Source organism: Novosphingobium mississippiense, assembly GCF_044029535.1.
GTDB lineage: Bacteria > Pseudomonadota > Alphaproteobacteria > Sphingomonadales > Sphingomonadaceae > Novosphingobium.
Window position 1 is genome coordinate 1,576,557 of the sequence record NZ_CP147003.1, and the last position, 15,722, is coordinate 1,592,278.

Sequence of the window (15,722 nt, forward strand, 5' to 3'; positions counted from 1 at the left end):
GTTGGCCCATGCGCGACACGATCTGGCCGAGTGACGGCATTGGCCGTGGATGGCGGAACGTTTCCCGGGGACTAGGCTGTTCTCGTCACAACGGGGAGACCTATGCATAACCTTTCGGTCAAAACCGGGTCCGTGCGATGAGAGCTCCGGACCCAGTCAAATCCGCCGATCGCTACCCTTGGTATGTGCTTGGCATCTTGACACTATCGCAGACTTGCCATGGGATCGACCGCGCGATCATCGGTCTGGTGCTCGCACCGGTAGGCAAGGAATTCTCACTCACCGACGGTCAGCTTGGCATTCTGGCCGGGTTTGCATACGGGATATTCTTCGCATTGGCCGCGCTGCCTTTCGGCATCGCGGTGGACAGCCTGAACCGGCGCAACCTGATGGCGATCGCACTCGCGCTTTGGAGCGGCGCAACAGCGCTATGCGGTCTGGCATCCGGTTTCTGGACGCTCCTACTCGGCAGGGCCGCGGTCGGCACCGCAGAAGCTGCCGGCTCTCCCACCGGAATGTCACTCCTTAGCGACTATTTCGGCGAGGAACGGCGGGCGACGGCTATCGGCATATGGTACCTGAGTTCGGGCATCGGTCTTGCCCTCGCCTTCCTGATTGGAGGGGCCATCGTTCAGGTCGGTGGGTGGCGATGGGCTTTTGCCGCAGCTGGACTGCCCGGCCTTGTTTTGGCGCCGATCCTGTTCCTGACCGTTCGTGAGCCGCAGCGAGGCGCCTACGACGATCCGGTGCCTGCACGGCCAGCCGAGGGCCAGCCCGGTCTTGCCGCACGCATCCTTCAACTCGCCGCGCGGCCGGGACTGTTCTTGTGCATAGCCGCCATCATTCTGATTGCGGCCGGCATCTACGGGATGAGCACCTGGCTTACGACGTTCCTCATTCGCGTTCATGGTATGCCGATCTCGCGCGCGGGCGTCACCATCGCCATTGCTTACGGCGGCCTCGGCTCGGTGGGCGGTTTCCTTGCCGGGTGGGCAATCGATCAGATAAATCGCCAGCGCGGCGGCTTCGATCCGGCAAGAACCGCCCTCTTTGGCGCGGTGATCCCCATTCTTACTGCCCTGACCGGGATCGGCACGGTGGTCGTTTCACAAACTGGTCCCATGCAAGCGCTCCTCATGGCCTGCGGCTTCCTGAGCGCCTCCTACAACGGCCCGATCTATGCGGTGATCGTCACGATAGCCGGCCCGCGCCTGCGCGGTCTTGCCGTATCGCTTGTGCAACTTGGCGCAAATCTGATCGGTGTTGGCGCCGGGACCTATCTGATCGGAGCTGTCAGCGACTTCGTGGGCGGGACCGAGGGAGTCGCATGGGGCATCGGGACGGCTATGCTGTTCACGTTTGCCGGTGGACTGGTGCTGTTGCTGGCATCGCGGTCCATTCGCCGCGCGCAGAAGAAACAAATCGCCTAAAGAATTATGGCCCGGCTCGTGCGAGCCGGGCCATTCCCGAAAACTTGAAATCTCTGTTCCCTATTGGGCCGCTTCGACGCGATCGCGGCGCCGGGCCTTGGCGGCCTCGATCCCCCTAAAGAGCGCCGTGGTATTGCCTGCGCCGGCATAGAACAGCGTGAAAAGGGGAATGAAATCGAGCTCTTCGTCAGTGAACTCCCCGTTGATCAAGGCGCCGTTCATCTGAATTTCCACGAGATCAGTGCGGCCGAGCATGGCTGTTGCACCGAGCACGAGCAGACGCTTCTCGCGCATCGACAGGACATCGCTTGCCCAAAGGTTGGCGAACTGATTACCGACGATCTCCTGGTTGAACGATGAGTTCCGGAATGGCAGCACCATGTCCGAGGAACCCGGCCCATAGACCTGATCAAAGGTTTCGAGACCCTTTTGCCACTGTGTTTCGTCGATACTCATGCCTTTTCTCCCAATACTGCTTCAAGGCCGACAACCGCCAGGTCGGTGCGGCGGGTCAGTTCGATAAGCGGAAGCGAAATCCCGTAGCTCTGCGCAAGGTCGATCGCGGCGTCGAGATCCTTCACCATCAGTGAGCGGGTATATTCGCGCACCGCCGCTTCGCTCTTGCTCGACGACGGGTCGTCGCGAATGGCCAGCATCAGCGGCCCCCCTACACTGTCGGAACTGGCCTCGATCACCTCGTTGAGCTGACGGATGTCGACGCCGGCGTTGCGGCACAATATCGACGCTTCGTATCCTGCGCGAAGTCCCCCAAAGACAATGACGTTTCGTGCAATCTTTGCAGCCATGCCGGAACCTGGACCGCCCATATGGGCAACGTGCTTGGCAAAGCCGTCAAGCACCGGCCGAACCCGGTCAATCACTTGATCGCTGCCGCCCACCAGACAGACGAGCCCGTGTTCGCGCGATTTCGGGCCGCCGGTCACGCCGCAATCCACCAACTCCACTCCGGCTTGCTCCGTAAGCCTGCGGATGGCGTTCAAGTCCTCGATCGAGACGGTCGCCACGAGAACGACGGTCATGCCCGGACGCGCCCGCGCAAGCACTCCATCGGGGCCGGTGAGCACGCTGATCGTCTGCTTTGCATCGACGACAGCGATGACGATCACGTCGGCCTGCTCGGCAACAGCGGCAGGGGAGCTCTCTACCGCGGGCACGCCGTCCAGCGTATCGGATGCATCCGGCCGGATGTCGTAGACTGCCGCGAGTTGCTTAGATCGTGCCAGGCATATGGCAACGCCGGCACCGATCTGACCCAACCCGATGACTCCTGCTTTTCCCATTTTCTACCTCTCATGCGCGGCGCCTCGGCCACTTGATCGACATGTTTCAAATCGTGGCATAGCTGGGCCGTCGACGTCATCCTGACAGCTGCCCGTTGGCCGAAACGCGACAAATTTACAGCTTCTCACGATGCATTTGCTTCGGCGGGGAGGTTTGTTGCAGCGCGTAAATATAGAAAGACCGCCAAAACCAGCACAAATGCTGTTGCCGCCATGCTGAGCTGCAACCCGCCGGCCGCAGCCTGAAGGCAGGCTCGAGTCATCGAACCTCCCGCGGCGCCCACGCAATCGCTCGCGTAACCGGCCCCATAGCGCCAGGCGGCAAGGTGATCGCTGAGATAGCCCAGGAGCACTGACCCCAGTCCAAGCCCCGCCACGGTCTGGCCGAAGGAATGAAGTGCCGCTGCCGAAGCGCGCATCCTGGGTTCGACGAGGGATTGGGTTATTGTCATTATTGCGGGCGTGAAGGCATAAAGCAGGGCCGTCGCACCAAACAGGAAGCCCACGAGCCAGCGCCAGTCGTCCTGGTAGATAGCGAGCAGATAGAGTGGAAAGGCTAGAGCAACGGCCGCCGCCGGTGCCCAGCCTCCCCAACGCAGGTCGCGGCGAAGAAGGCTCGCGATGACATATCCGCCGCTTGCCTGTCCCACCATCGTGGCAAGGCTGAACGACAATGCAAAGACGAGCCCGGCTTGCGACAAGGACAATTCATATCGCCGTACAAGCAGCGGAATCAGGAAGAGGTTGGTACCGAAGCCGACCATTCCTACAAATCCGCTCCCGGCGGTAAGGAAGAGGAAAGCGGGCGAACGGCCCAGCCTGCGCAGAACAGCGCCGAATTTTGGCGTATCGGCGCTCTTGCCGGCATCGATCCGAGCGGGCTCAGGGATCGTCGTTATCAGCATGCCCGCCAGAAGAATCCCGGGCAATCCAACGCAGACCAGGGCAAGGCGCCAGCCAAATGTCTGGGCGACCGCCCCTCCCGCAATTGCGGCAACCGCGCCGCCGATAGGGACCCCCAGCGCAATGAGCGAGAACACGACCGCCCTGCGGCTGGCCTCAAACCTGTCGGAAATCATGGAAACGAGGGCCGGCGTGAATCCTGCCTCTCCCACCCCTACTCCCATGCGGCAGATCAGGAGCTGAACGTAGCTCCCCGCCATGCCGGAAAGAGCCGTCATCAGCGACCAGATGACAGTGACGGCCGCGATGATCTTCACTCTGCTATACCGCTCGGCAAGACGGGCAAGTGGAATTCCAAGGACTGCGTAGAAGAGCGAGAAGGCCAATCCTCCAAGCATTCCAAGCTGGAGATCGGTGAGCTTGAGATCGCGGCGGATCGCCTCGCCAACCACCGCGATAATGGTGCGATCGATGAAATTGAGCATGTAGATTCCGCCCAGAAGCAGCAGAAACCAACGGTCACGCATCGTGAAACTGGACATAGGTTTGGCAGCTCTCCCTAGGCGGACTTTTTGCCTCGCATGAGACAGGTAGAACACTTTTTCTCTCAAGTGTATCATTTTTCACTTGATCGACGGCAAGACCTGCGCCACCACGCCGCCAACCTTGATTGAGGGGATCTTATTGCATGAAGAAGATAATCATCGCACTCATGGCACTTGGCCTGTCCGTTCCTGCGCTTGCCGACGGAGCAGCGGTAAAGCGGAACGACGCGGTCTATTCCGCGAACGGCACACGGATCGGCAAAGTTGAGCGGGTCCTGACGGATAGCGACGGTACCGCGACCGCTGTGCGCATCATCTTCCGCGGCAAGTTCATCACGATCCCTGTCGCCACGCTGACCGCCGGTGAAAAGGGCGTCACAACGAGCATGTCGACCGACGACATCAAGAAGCTCTAGGCGGATTTACCGGTCGGTCTCGCCGCGAGCCATGACTTTTTGAGGCGAACGGGCCGAGGCTCTTGCCAGCAGGTTCACGCAAGATCGGCGATGGCGCGAATGGGCCGGCTAATGCCGTCCCATTCGAGATGGGCTGCATGCATCCTCTGAAGCGATGCTTCCATGGCTCCCGACAGTTCCATCAATTCGATGAACCCCCCGTTGGCGGCCAGGGTATCGAACAATGCAAAGCGCTCACCCGAAGGCATCGTGCCGCTGAAAGCGATTTCATGACCTTCGGCCGAGAGCCGCTGAACGCCCTCCTCGTAGGGAATCCGCAGCATGACGTGATGGTAGCCCTCTCCGCTGCGATCCAGCATCTCGGTGAAGACGGATGGTCTCTCGTTCGTCTGCTGAAGAAGTTCGATCAGCAGGCCGCCGGAAAACCCGAAGGCGACCTTCAGTGCAACTTGCGTTGGCTCGCCTCGATAGATCTGGCCCGGTAACACCGGCACGTCGAAGACAAAAAAAGGTCCTGCCTTGATGACCCTCGTCCAGTGGTCGAGCGCACGGTCCATGTCGCGTACGACCTGGCATAGTTCGAGAATCGAGCCATTGGGTTGCATCAGCCCTTACTCCACTTCGCTGCGGCGGTCCGCAGCCCGTGACTGCGGGCCCGGTCAACCAATTGCCTGCGCCGCAGCGCGATATCCGAGGGCGGCAGCCGTCCTTCACCATCCCCAAGCGTCGCAAGATCGACGACGCGCACGTCGCGGATGAATGCCGCAGGATCGCTTCCCTCCGGCACGCCTTGCCAGCGCAGCAATACCCAGCCTTCCCCAAGCCCTGCGGTGTCGATCCAGTTGGCGATACCGGCATCCACGCCGGCGAGGACATAAGTGATCGTGCCGTCGGCGGAGGGCGCAACCTGTGAGCTAGCAAGACTTACCGTGCGCAGCATTGGATCGGGCGATATTGTCCAGGGGTCGGCAACCTGGATACCCGTGTAACGGCTTCCTGCTGGATCAATGGTGATGAGCAGCCCCTCGCCGTCCCCGAGCGCGAAACGACCTCCTGCAAGATAACCCCAGTCACCATCCCGCCCCTGAGGTCCGACTAGCCGATTGGGCTGCGGATACCCGAGAAAGTCGTCCTTGAAGCGCGACCAGAATGTCACCCAGGCTGGCATGTCGGCAATGATGGCGCGGGCGATATCCTCCTCGCTGCGTGGCATCGATGCATGCAATTGGTCGAGACGACTGACCCTGACTTCGGCGGGTACCTGTTCCCAGCCGCATTGGCTGTCGCGCGTGTAGACCTGAATGCGCGCACCACTCTCGGTTTTCAGATGGGCCGGCCCGCCGTCCCCAGGGCCCACCGTGACCGTCACGCGCCGACTTGAATCGCAGAGCGGCAACAGGTCTTGAAGAGTGAGCGCACCGAGATTTCGACCGAGGCCGGCATGGTGTTCGGGCTCGACCTCCGCAACGATGCTGAATTGGGGCGGATCGGCGGAGAAGCGGATTTGGACCGCGTACCCGCCATCGCCGTCGATCGGAATCTCGCGATTGATATTATCCGGATTATCGATCGCGACGGCGGCGCCGGGAAATATGTGACCGAACCAATCCCGAGGCGCATTGCTGATATTCCACACGACCTTGGGATCGGCGGGATCGCCGTTAGCTTCCCGCATAGCAAGGCCGAGGACCCATTGATCCAGCGCACGATCGAGGCCAATTCGCCCATCGAGCGTCTTTGATAGCGGATCGCCAAGCAGAATCTGCCGTGCGCTTTCGCGCGCAGCGCGAACGTCAGGCCGTTCGATGAGGCGCAGGGCCAGCCGCTCGGCTGAAGCCTGATCTTCCGTCCATAGCGGATTGACCGTCATGATATCGTTCCCACCCTACCGCCTTCAGCGAAGATCGTGCTTCCCGTAGTGTAGCTGGAGGCATCGCTAGCAAGCAGGATGGCCGCCCCGACAGCTTCGTCCGCGGCACCGAAGCGCTTGATGGCGTTCCGCTCTGCCAGCCCCAGACCCTTGTGGATTTCCGCTTCCTGCCCATCGGGGCTCATGGAACCGACGCACAGACAGTTCACGCGCGTGTGCGGGGCCTGCGACTTGGCAAGTTCCCTCACCAGAAAGTGGAGCGCTGCTTTCGATACTCCATAGGCGACAGCCGGCGGGATGGGCGTGAAACCGCCGCAGCTTTGCACCGAGATGATACTACCCTTCCCATGTGCCTTCATGTCGGCTTCGGTCAGTTCGGCCAGCCACCAGGTCGCCATGACGTTGACGTCGAACGCGGTGCGCCACACTTCGTCGGTGTTCGCCCAAAGCCCGCCATCGGCGGCATATACGACCCCGGCTGCAGCATTGTTGAAGATGATGTGGATCGGACCGAAGGCTTCGCGTGCGCAGGCCACGAGCCGCTCAAGATCACTCCTTTTCCCGGCGTCCGCGACAATGGCGGCAGCGCGGCCGCCGCCGGCCGCATTGATCTCTCCTGCCAGCCGTTCGAGACGATCCCCCGAACGGGCGGAGATCACCACATTCGCCCCCAGTTCGGCGTAAGCCCGCGCAACATGTTCCCCCACTCCCGGACCAACGCCGGTCAGGATTGCAGTGCGCCCGTCAAGGCGGAAACGGTCGAGAATGCCCATGGTCTCGTTCCCCAGGTCAGGCCTATGAATGGTCGAAAAGATGGCCGTAGCGCGTGTAGTATCCGGCAAGGCGCGCGTGTACCTCGGCCGGATCAATCCCGAACTGCTCCGGACTGTGCCGATGCCTCCCCAACCGGTTCGCTGCAGGATTCTCGGCAAGAAAGCGGGCGATGCGATCGCGGTGCTGCACCGAAAATGGCAGATCGAACCGGCTGTAGATGTGTTCGATTGCAGCCATTGGATCGCTGACGACATCGCGGTGAGCAAGGTCAACGATGCGCCCTTCCAACGCCGGATCGCCCGACCGTGCTTCTGTCGCGCGCGCCATCGCCGCACACCAGGTGTCGACGACCGATCGCCCGATTGCCGCCAGGTCGTTCGCGCCGCCCACAGCAGCAAGGAAACCTGCAATCATGCTCGAGAGCGAGGAGAAGGTGAGAACCGGATCGCGGTGGGTCCAGACCAGCATCGCGCCGGGATAGGCCTGCAGCAGGCCTGGCAGGTCCATCAGATGCTGCGGCGACTTCAGCGTCCACCGTCCCTTCGGACCTTTCCACTGGAATTGCTGCAGCATTCTCCGATGCGTGCGATATTGCCCGTCGGGCACGGTTTCCTGCAGCCAGCGCGCAAAATCGGGAACACCGAGTTCGGCCGGAAAATTGGTGCTGGCGAAATGCAGCATCATCCCGTGATTGCATTCACCGGGCTGGGTACAATCCATCCGTTGGATGTCGGCCAGCTGCGGGGCATGCTTCAGCCAATTCTCGTAGATCGCCTGGACCTGGCCGATGCGCGGATCACTCTCGAAATTTGCTTCTTCAGGAGCGGGCCAGGGAATATACCATTCCCACTCGCGCGGCGCCCTCGCGGACGGATCGAGACAGAGCAGATCGTAGGTGATCGTTGTCCCTGTGCGCGGCAGACCGCAGACTATGAGAGGGTCGCCGAGATCCTGCTGCGTAATCTCCGGGTGGCGTTTCTCATCCTCGATGTAGCGCAGCCGGGTCGCCAGCAGGCCGACAATCTTCTCACTTACTGTCTGGCGCAGTTGCGGCGGCGGATCCATCGTCTCCACCGCCTCGACCAGACGTTGAAAGCCGGCCATGAACGAAAGGTCATTTCCGAAATCCGTAAGGCCCGTGAGATCGCGCGCGCGCGCGATCAGGGTTTGCGGTTCCAAAACCGCCGCTTCACAAGAGCCCGCGTTCATGCAGGCCGCTTTTCACGGTGCTGCGCCATTGCCGTACTTCTCCCAGGTGCCGCGATCCGGTATGGAATCCGGTCGCTCAGGCCTTGTCTTCGACCGGTGTCAGGTTCTTCATGAAAGCAACGAAATCCGGACCCAATTCAGGGATTGGCAAACCCAGACGTTCCGCGAGGTAGAGCGTCATGAAGTTGTCATTCAGCGACTTGTTGGTCTCAGGAATATTGCCGATACCAACCTGGCGGTCGAACGCGCCGATCGCCACCAGCGCCATGCGCAGTGCGACGACGATATCGTAGTATTCAAGGTTTCTCGCCGTCTGCCGGGTGGTCTCCTCCCAGATCGCGATCGTTTCTTGCTTGCTGGGCAGCCCTTCAAGCCGGGTAATGCCGAACCGGCGACCGAACAGGTCGTCGAAGTAAAGCCACCATGCGAGGTCGAGCTCGGCCGGTCCTAACGCTGCCAGTTCCCAGTCGATCAGCGCGTTGACGCGGCCATCGGGCGCGAACATGACGTTGGACGGTGTGGGATCGCCCCACAGTACGTTGACGGCCGCATCTTGCGGCATGTTGGCGCGCACATAAGCCATTGCCGTATCGACAATGGGCATTGCCCGCCCGCGTCCTGCGGCCTTGTGCCACGCTTCCAATGCACCGACGTATTGATCGAGGCCCGGCTCACCGTTTTCGGGTTGTGCGAGGAATTCGAACCCGTCGCGCCAGTCAATACTCGCCAGGCTGGCAAACGCCGATATGGCATTGGTAAAGGCCGCGCGCCGCTGCTCCGGCGCCATGTCGACCAGCCAGCCTTCAAGATTGTAGTTCGGCGTCTGCTTGGCGCATTCACCCGCCACTTTGCCCATCACGAGGAAAGGCAGGCCGAGAATCTCGGGATCGAGGTGCATCCCGATCCATGGCGGAACGGGGAGATCTCCGCGCGCATCGAGCGCGGCCATCATTTTCCCCTGAAGGGCCAGACTGCTGCCGAAGACGACTTCCAGGTCCATCGGCTGGCGGCGCACCACAAGTGTCTGCGCCTGGGGGCCTGCCTCGTCGACATAGTCGACCTCCACGAAGAAGATGTCGGCAGAGAAGCCCGCCCCCAATGTCACGTCGAGGGGGCGAACATGGATCTGGCGCCATTGCGGTTTCTGCCCGGCCAGCCAATCCTGCAACTGGACGGTAATGCGATCGGGGGTCAGCACGTCCATGATCACAGTCCCTTTGCAGCCAATGCGCGCTTCAGTTCGCTCGTGAGAGGACCCATGTCCTTGGGGGAGGAGCCGTGCAGTAGGATTTCGTCGGCGCCTGCATCAAGGAAGGACATCAGCTGATCGGCGCACTGCGCTGCCGTTCCCACTGCAGCCCCCTCGTCCAGCCACTGCTGGGGTATGAGACGGCTTACATCGACGAGTTCCTGACGCGTATAGGCCTGGTCGGCGGGCTTTCCGTTGAGCCCTGCAATCTTGGGGTGGGCGCGGATGTCGTCGAGCACCTTCTTGTCCCAGCCGTTGATGTCGACGATCAGGTCGCCAAAACCGGGGAGTTCGAAATAGGTGATCGCGCGCCCGCCGACGACGGCCTCTTCCTCGTCCTTGGGCAGATCGGGAGCGACAATGATATTATGGTAGATGCGCACTGACATCGGGTCGCGCCCTGCCTTTTCCGCGGCCTCGCGGACGATTCTGGCGCTGTTCTTCACGCCCTGCGCCGAAACGAAGGGGTGAAGCAGCACGCCGTCGCAGTGCTCGCCTGCAAATTCGAGGCTTTTTGGCCCGATCGCCGTGAAAATGATCGGCGGGGGCGTTCCTCCGTGGCGATCGGTCAGGTTGATGGCCGGAAACTTGCCGAGTATGCCGTCGTAATCGACCTTTTCACCGGCCCAGAGCCGGCGACAGATCGTGATCAGATCGGCAAGCCGCTCCATCGTGATGGGCGGGGATCCGAGCATCTTCATATAGGCCGGTACCGCGCGGGCGAACATGAGGCGGAAGCGTTCCCCGCTCATCGCTTGCATCATGTCCGCAACGCTTGCAGTCACCAGCGGATGGCGCATCGTCGCATACATGGTTCCCGTTATGCGGATCTTCGATGTGGCCTCAGCCACAGCGCCCGAGAGCACAGCCGGTTCCTTGAGCGCATAGCGTTCGGAGATCCACACGCACCCCAGGCCGATCCGCTCGGCTTCCCGGGCTTCTTCGATGCCGCGCCGCGGGTCGTTGACACGCCCCGGCAGAATATACGTGCCGAACCTGTCGAAAAGCGCCTGTGCTCCCGGTTCCACCGCCAGCGTCATTGAAATCCTCTCAGTTCGTTATGCGCCGCAGATTTGCGGCCGCGACTTTGATTGCAACCTGTCAAAAGACAGGCTCGGGATGAACCTCGACATAAAGACGTGTCAGCTTGAGCGAGGCGATCCTCCATGTCCCGGCCTGGCGGACGTAACGCTCCGTGTAATGACCAAATCCGGTGATGGATTGCGCGCCGGGTATTGGGCTCTTGCCCGGCGCCCAGACGACGCGGTCCTGCATAGCAGTCACGACGTTCGCCTCATCCCCTTTGAGATCGATCTCAGAGGAATGAACCTGATGGGCCGACCGGGCATCCGCCACTGCAAACCGCACCTGGTCGAGTATCGCCTCATGGCCGGTGATCGGCGCGTGTCCGGTATCCTCCTGTACGTCCATCACCGCGTCGCTGGTAAAAAGGTCGATGAACCCCTCCCAGTCCTTGGTATCGAGCATGCGGCAGTAGCGCGCCTTGACGTTGCGGATCGCCTCGTAATCGAGCAGCATCGAAAGTGCATCGTTCATCGCATCCGTCCTTCACCAGATGATGCGGGTATGCGCTCGCAGCGCCCGCTCGCGGATTGCCTCGGCGCGTTCGCGCGGTGCCACCAAAACGGTGCCTGCCGGCAAATACTGGCGGACCTCGTTCAATTTCACCTTCTTCATGCTGGGGGTTGGACGCTCGTCAGTGTTGAACCACCGTCCCTGCACCGCGCCGCTGGAATAGCCCGAGGTATCGAGCCAGTTGTGCACGCCCGGGTCGCGCGCGGAAATAACAGCCCGAAAGACGCCGTCGACGTCGACCACGGCCTGCGCAGCATTGAGGCTGGACTGATTGTGATACCAGTCAGTCGTTTCGTAGAGCTCGTTGGTCAGGATCAAGGACCAGTACCCGACCTCCTTCGGGATCCGCACTTCGGTTATGAGGGCCTCGTCCTCGGCGAGTTCGTAGGCGCCTTCATAGTACGACTGCCGAGCAAGACCCGTCATCTGCGAGAAATCAGCCACTTTCAGAGTGTTGATCAACCCTTCGTCCCGCAGCTTCTGGACCTTGTCGGGAAATGCCATCGCACATACCGCCGCCGTCATGGGAATCTCCGCGAACCGGTGCGCGAGCTGGGCGAGGCTTGGTCTTCCCTTGGCGGCATGTTCGGCATCCAGGCGGACGATGCCGAAGCGAGGCTCGCGCTCACAACCCCAGTCGCAGGCCACGATCCTCACCATCAACTTTTCCGTCTCGGGCTTGAGCTCCCACCAGTCGCCGTCATAATCGGCGGGACGCTGCGGCGAGAGGATAACGTCGAAACTGCCGTCAGGCGCAATCCGCAGGTCATCGAAATCATTCGCATCCTGGGCGGGATGATGCTTCCCCGTGCGGAGCGTGTCGGGACCGAGCTGGGCCAGGATCATCATTCGCGTGGTGCCGCGATCGCCGCGAATGCGGTAAGTGCCGCCCTTCTCGATCAGCGCCGCCTTGTAAATGGTGTCTGCGTTGGGCTGGAAGATGTTCTGGCAGATATTGAGTTCGGGGACGAAGATCGGATGACTACGATCGTGCATGATCGCATCGTTCGCGGTCCTGAGCACTCCGGAGAGCAAGAGCCGCATCGATTCCTGCATGACATGCGGATCGCTGCGGAGACGCTCGGGAATGCGATCGCGCATCTGCTGACCCAGCGGACGAAGCTGGTCGAGAAGGTCTTCCCATTCGAATACGCCGTTATCGCTCATATCGCTCTCCACCTTTCTGCGACCGATCCATGCTGCACCTTGGGTCGCTCCGCTTTCCGGCATCGTCGTCAAGGCCGCGATTGTCGTCATCCCCGCACGAACCTCGCGCCTAGTCAGTGACAAGCAGCGCGCGCAGCGCCGCGCGCTGTTCCTCATCGATTCCGGCAGCGGCAAAATAACCGTCGACGCCGCCCCACCGGCTCTCCATCTCGTCAAAGGCGCGCGCGAGGAAACTGTCCTGAACGCCGATCAGCACCGCGACCATTTCGTCGGGCGGCACGAAGCCGAACGTCTTTTCAAGGTCACGCTTGAGATGATCCGACATGCGCAGATTTTCCCCGAAGACATCGGACTTGCGGTAATCTTCGGCAATCACCGCTCGCGGAACGCCCAGAAGTTCCAAGAGTAGTCCCACGACGACCCCGGTCCTGTCCTTGCCGGCCGTACAATGAACCAGCATCGGTGTTTCGCGGGAAAGAAGTGCCTCAACCATTGTCGGCAAATGGCGCAGGAAAGCCTGGGGCATCAGGCCATAGTTATGCGCCATTACTTCCGACGCGCGCGAGGCACTCGGCTCCTGCCCGAGCGATGCCCACATATCCTCCCCTTGCGCGCGCAGGTCGGTATTCATGTCGAGATTGAGAAGCCTGCAATCCGGTCCGCACCAATCGTGTGGTGCCGATTGACGTTCAATGTCCGAGCGCAGATCCGCAACGCTGCGAAAACCAAGCCTCACCAGTTCTTCGCGGTGATCTTCCACGAAACTGGCCGGCCCCTCGGACCGGAAAAGAATGCCGTGCCGAACCCTTCGGCCGTCTGAGGTAGGCGTTCCGCCGATATCGCGAAAGTTCAGGCGGGATAGCGCGAGGGTCATCGTCTCAGCCCTCCACCGGGGGGAAGCTCGGGATCAGCGTTCGCATTTGTGCAAGCAATTCTGGAGACATCCAGACATGTTCAACGAAATGCCCGAGCGTTGGGCGCTCGTCGGTATAGACATAGCGCAGCATGTCTCCGACCGCGCCTTCGAACACCACCGGGTGGCGCTCCTGATCGATCGAGCCCAGATGCGCTTCCCAATTCGCCATTGGCCCGCCGATCCGGGTCGCGATATGATGGAAGCGGATAGCAAGCTCATCCCCTTGCGGCAGGAAATCCCTGAACAGCGGCGCAGTGTCGCCCACCGGCTCGATCAGTTCGATTTCGACGCCCCCCACGACCGCAATGGCGATCTTGAGCACCGGCTTGCCTGTGGGATCTTCCCCTGGCTGGATGTTGCACATCTCGAAGAAGCCGGGCGTACCGTATTCCTGCTTGAGCCTCGCCATGGCAGTGGGCAGGTCATTGGTGACGTAGGCGACCTGACTGTGCAGGCTGTTTGGCCGGGCGAACATGCAATCCTCCTGATGTTAGGCTCCAGACTGGCGGCGAAATACCCTCTCGCACCTGCCGTCCGGTCAGTTGGCCGACATCTTCCCGCCATCGACGACGAGCGTGTCACCGGTGTGGTATGCTGCCATGTCGCTCGCCAGATAGACCACAGCGCCTTCCAGGTCGGCCGGGGTTCCTGCCCTTCCCAGCGGCGCTTTCGATGCGACGATATCGGCGATCTTTCGGCCGATCTCCGGGTCCGCGAACGTCATTTCCGTCTCGATGAAGCCGGGCGCTATGACATTGCAGCGCACACCGAAGTGGCCGAGCTCCGCTGCCAGCGCCTTGGCAAGCGCATTGAGCGCCCCCTTGGCGATACCGTAATGCGCCATTGTCGGCACACCCTGGAAGATCGAGCCGCTGCCGCAAATGATCAGGGAGCCCCCCGGATCGCCAGCCTCGGCGCGGGCCTTCATGTGGCGTGCACCTTCGCGCAGCGTGAAGACCGCGCCGTCGAGATTGACGTCGATCAGCTGACGATACCGTGTAACGTCCATTTCGGTGAAGGGCACCTGGCTTGCGATGCCTGCGTTTGCAACGAGCGTGTCGATCCGCCCCATGGCTTCGAGCGCGCGTGAGAACCCGGCGACGATGGCCGGCTCACTGGCCACATCCACACTGTCAGCAAAGACCCGGACTCCATAGGCGCGCAGGGCCGCAGCAGCCTCCTCGTTCTTCTCCCGCCGGCGTCCCCAGATCACGATGTCGCTGCCTGCACGGGCAAGCCCCCGCGCGAAGCCGAAGCCAAGCCCGGAATTTGCCCCTGTGACCAGTGCCACTTTGCCGCTGAGGTCGAACAGGTTCTCCGGCACGCTCTATCTCCCTGTGACCGCTTTGAAGTCTGGCCCGCTCGGCGAAAGATTGCCCGTTGCGGCCTTCACATCAACAATCGGAACTTTCGCAGCCCTGCCAAAGCCATCGCCAAACGGCCTTAGTGCATCAGGGCATCCCGGAACTGCCGCGGGGTCACTCCGGTCGCCTTGCGAAATGCGGCGGAGAACGCCGCGGGACTATCGAAACCGCATTCCCACGCGATGACCTTGATAGCCATCTCGGTCTGGCTGAGCCTCTCCTTGGCTCTGAAGATTTTGCGCTCGGTGACGTAGCTGGTGAGCGTTTCGCCGGTGGCAGCTCGGAACGATCGGAAAAAATGACGCGTGGAAAGACCGCAATCTTTTGCCATTTCGGCAATTGAGGGCGGCTTTCCAGGCATTTCGATCCGCTCGTTAATTCGCTCCATTTGACGGCGCGAGAGTGCGCTGCGCGCGCTTCGATCGCCCGTATTCAGCCGCAAATACCGCTGCAACTCTATAGCCGCCTCGAGCCACATTGCCTGCACCAGCAATTCGCTGCAAAACCCGGGCTGTGCAATTTCGCCCGCAATACGCCTCAGAGCTGCGCGCACCGCCGCGCTGCGAACGTCGAGCAATGCCAAACCCAAATCGGCTGTTGGACGGCGCGCGTCCGCGAGGTCGAAACCGACTCCGTCAAATCCGCAACAGATGGATTTCTGCTCACCGTCACCCCAGCGCGTATGCAACCTGCTTCCCTCAGGAACGAAGATAATTTCGCCTAGCGCTCCCTCCCCGCCGCTTTCAAAGCCGCCACGCGGACGGCCTGGCCGCGGGGACAAGGCAAGATCCAGAAACCCGCGATGCGAAGTGAAGATGCCTTCCTGCCGCCCGAAAAAACGGTAGCGATGGAGTTCCATCACCACGCCAGGAAGTTCGATGCGCCCTTCGACCCTGCACTCCATCTCCGGAGTGGCTGGCAGGTCGTAGATTTGTGAAACGGTGTCCATCAAACTCTCCCAGGCGCCCTTTCCCGAAATCCG

General features: G+C 61.3%; 17 protein-coding genes. 2 read left to right on the forward strand and 15 right to left on the reverse strand.

The annotated features are described in order from the left end of the window. Positions 1-137 precede the first annotated feature (137 nt). The gene (locus WBP06_RS25410; RefSeq protein WP_133085089.1) at positions 138-1,430 is read left to right on the forward strand and encodes an MFS transporter; all 1,293 of its coding nucleotides are present in this window, start codon (positions 138-140) and stop codon (positions 1,428-1,430) included. Between the two features lie 60 nt (positions 1,431-1,490). Here the strand turns inward: WBP06_RS25410 and WBP06_RS25415 are convergent, their stop codons facing one another. The 3 genes from WBP06_RS25415 to WBP06_RS25425 all read right to left on the reverse strand — a co-directional run bounded on the left by WBP06_RS25415 (position 1,491) and on the right by WBP06_RS25425 (position 4,176). Further along, positions 1,491-1,886, reverse strand: a complete 396-nt coding sequence (locus WBP06_RS25415; protein ID WP_133085088.1) for a carboxymuconolactone decarboxylase family protein — start codon at positions 1,884-1,886, stop codon at positions 1,491-1,493. Next, positions 1,883-2,731 (reverse strand): NAD(P)-dependent oxidoreductase, encoded by an 849-nt coding sequence (locus WBP06_RS25420; protein WP_133085087.1) that lies wholly within the window; start codon positions 2,729-2,731, stop codon positions 1,883-1,885. Before WBP06_RS25420 ends, WBP06_RS25415 begins: the two co-directional genes overlap by 4 nt. 125 nt (positions 2,732-2,856) lie before the next feature. Next, positions 2,857-4,176 carry an MFS transporter gene (locus WBP06_RS25425; RefSeq protein ID WP_133085086.1) on the reverse strand — a complete coding sequence of 440 codons (1,320 nt, stop codon included), beginning with the start codon at positions 4,174-4,176 and terminating at the stop codon, positions 2,857-2,859. Positions 4,177-4,322: 146 nt separating this feature from the next. Between WBP06_RS25425 and WBP06_RS25430 the strand changes: the two genes are divergently transcribed. Then, positions 4,323-4,595, forward strand: coding sequence for a PRC-barrel domain-containing protein (locus WBP06_RS25430; protein WP_133085085.1), 273 nt, complete (start codon positions 4,323-4,325; stop codon positions 4,593-4,595). Positions 4,596-4,669: 74 nt separating this feature from the next. Here the strand turns inward: WBP06_RS25430 and WBP06_RS25435 are convergent, their stop codons facing one another. The 12 genes from WBP06_RS25435 to WBP06_RS25490 form a co-directional block, all read right to left on the reverse strand. Beyond that, the gene (locus tag WBP06_RS25435) at positions 4,670-5,200 is read right to left on the reverse strand and encodes a VOC family protein (protein WP_255490519.1); all 531 of its coding nucleotides are present in this window, start codon (positions 5,198-5,200) and stop codon (positions 4,670-4,672) included. Then, positions 5,200-6,465: a hypothetical protein gene (locus tag WBP06_RS25440; protein ID WP_133085083.1), complete on the reverse strand. Its 1,266-nt coding sequence runs from the start codon at positions 6,463-6,465 to the stop codon at positions 5,200-5,202. Before WBP06_RS25440 ends, WBP06_RS25435 begins: the two co-directional genes overlap by 1 nt. Further along, a complete protein-coding gene (locus WBP06_RS25445; protein ID WP_133085082.1) occupies positions 6,462-7,238 on the reverse strand; it encodes an SDR family NAD(P)-dependent oxidoreductase in 777 nt (258 codons plus the stop codon). Before WBP06_RS25445 ends, WBP06_RS25440 begins: the two co-directional genes overlap by 4 nt. Before the next feature lie 22 nt (positions 7,239-7,260). Beyond that, positions 7,261-8,304 (reverse strand): sulfotransferase family protein, encoded by a 1,044-nt coding sequence (locus tag WBP06_RS25450; RefSeq protein WP_395335198.1) that lies wholly within the window; start codon positions 8,302-8,304, stop codon positions 7,261-7,263. 220 nt (positions 8,305-8,524) lie between these two features. After that, positions 8,525-9,652: a phosphotransferase family protein gene (locus WBP06_RS25455; RefSeq protein ID WP_133085080.1), complete on the reverse strand. Its 1,128-nt coding sequence runs from the start codon at positions 9,650-9,652 to the stop codon at positions 8,525-8,527. A 2-nt stretch (positions 9,653-9,654) separates the two neighbouring features. Continuing rightward, complete coding sequence (locus WBP06_RS25460; protein WP_133085079.1) at positions 9,655-10,737, reverse strand: TIGR03857 family LLM class F420-dependent oxidoreductase; 1,083 nt, start codon at positions 10,735-10,737, stop codon at positions 9,655-9,657. 61 nt (positions 10,738-10,798) lie between these two features. Beyond that, positions 10,799-11,254, reverse strand: a complete 456-nt coding sequence (locus tag WBP06_RS25465) for a nuclear transport factor 2 family protein (RefSeq protein WP_133085078.1) — start codon at positions 11,252-11,254, stop codon at positions 10,799-10,801. A 12-nt stretch (positions 11,255-11,266) separates the two neighbouring features. Further along, entirely contained in the window at positions 11,267-12,460 is a 1,194-nt protein-coding gene (locus tag WBP06_RS25470; protein WP_133085077.1) for a DUF1214 domain-containing protein, read from the reverse strand. Positions 12,461-12,569: 109 nt separating this feature from the next. Further along, positions 12,570-13,334: a tyrosine-protein phosphatase gene (locus WBP06_RS25475; RefSeq protein ID WP_133085076.1), complete on the reverse strand. Its 765-nt coding sequence runs from the start codon at positions 13,332-13,334 to the stop codon at positions 12,570-12,572. A 4-nt stretch (positions 13,335-13,338) separates the two neighbouring features. After that, positions 13,339-13,851, reverse strand: a complete 513-nt coding sequence (locus tag WBP06_RS25480) for a VOC family protein (RefSeq protein ID WP_133085075.1) — start codon at positions 13,849-13,851, stop codon at positions 13,339-13,341. A gap of 63 nt (positions 13,852-13,914) precedes the next feature. Next, complete coding sequence (locus tag WBP06_RS25485) at positions 13,915-14,700, reverse strand: SDR family NAD(P)-dependent oxidoreductase (RefSeq protein ID WP_133085074.1); 786 nt, start codon at positions 14,698-14,700, stop codon at positions 13,915-13,917. Between the two features lie 119 nt (positions 14,701-14,819). After that, a complete protein-coding gene (locus WBP06_RS25490) occupies positions 14,820-15,689 on the reverse strand; it encodes an AraC family transcriptional regulator (protein ID WP_133085073.1) in 870 nt (289 codons plus the stop codon). Positions 15,690-15,722: the final 33 nt, after the last annotated feature.